The organism is Frankia sp. CeD, from assembly GCF_000732115.1.
GTDB classification, from domain to species: domain Bacteria; phylum Actinomycetota; class Actinomycetes; order Frankiales; family Frankiaceae; genus Frankia; species Frankia casuarinae.
In genome coordinates this window covers 1-1,130 of record NZ_JPGU01000019.1, presented here as the reverse complement: position 1 = coordinate 1,130, position 1,130 = coordinate 1, and the positions used below count along the sequence as shown (strand labels likewise).

Sequence of the window (1,130 nt, the reverse complement as noted above, 5' to 3'; positions counted from 1 at the left end):
CGACGCCAGTCCGACCACCATGTGATCATCGCTGCTGGGATAGCAGTCTGTCCGAACAGGGCGAGGACGTGCCGGATTTCGTTGGAACTGAACGGAATCATCTGCTCCTCCAACCAGTCCCGCAGCTCGGCGTTCGCGCCGTACACCTCGTCACCGGCGACCCAGCCCAGCTCCCGATGAGCCAGCCAGAACCGGCGGATCATGTCCAGGGCCAGCAGTGGTTTCGTCGCGANCCCCGCCGTCGGGGCNCCCCCGCCGCGGCGCACCGATCCCGGTCCTCGGTCCAAACCGGCCTCCCACACCGCCACGTCCGACCCGGATACACTCCGCGCCGCGGCCACCGCGGATTCTTTGTTGGTTCTCACAAACTACGGAGGATCACAGGGTGGCCACCCCCGTTCGGACGCCACGCCGCCACCCCACACAGAGACCACACATCGGCCACTGTCACTGGAGTACTAGGCACGGTTGACGGTCTCCAGNCCGCNCCCAACCCGCCACACTTGTCCGTCGCGACCATCCGTCGCGACGTCGGCCCCCGGCCGAGGCCGTGCTGCGGCGGGTCGTCGGACGTTGACGAGCGCGCAGGTATCGAGGCCACGGATGCCCACCCATGGCACAGTGGGAATCCGTGACAGGTGAACGTATGGCTACGGCCGGGTAGCAAGGACGATCAACCGCGCCGATGTAATGGCGTCGTAAGGTTTCCCTTGATAGCTGCCTCGGGTGTCAGTGATGCGAAAATCAGCATGAGTTATGTTGTTCCGCTCGCGGGGCGGCACGTCGTGTCACGGATCTCGATGCTCACGGGCAGCACGACCACTTCCGAGGCGTCCAGGTTCTGGGAAGCATCCGGAACAGCGTCGAGGAGACTGAGCAGCAACTCGGCGGCGATCTTCCCCTGACGGGCCAGCGGCTGGACGACCGTCGTCAGCTCGAACACCTCTGCCTTGTCGTGCCCGCCGAAGCCGATAACAGACATGTCCTCCGGCACGCGGAGCCTGGCACGGCGCAACGCCCGCAGCGCACCCATCGCCATCTCGTCGTCCGCGACGAACACCGCCGTGGGCGGCGACTCGACCGAGAGCAGCTCAGCCATGGCCCGCTCGCCTCCCAGCCAGGTAAAACCC

Annotated in this window: 1 protein-coding gene and 1 pseudogene; both read right to left on the bottom strand. The window is 66.1% G+C overall.

All coding sequences use genetic code 11. From position 1 onward, the window contains the following. Window positions 1–89: 89 nt before the first annotated feature. Window positions 90–286: pseudogene (locus CED_RS22560) on the bottom strand (transposase); the annotation flags it as partial. Between the two features lie 468 nt (window positions 287–754). Beyond that, window positions 755–1,130: substrate-binding domain-containing protein (locus CED_RS12135; RefSeq protein WP_035910610.1), on the bottom strand; the 376-nt coding region annotated here is incomplete at its 5' end.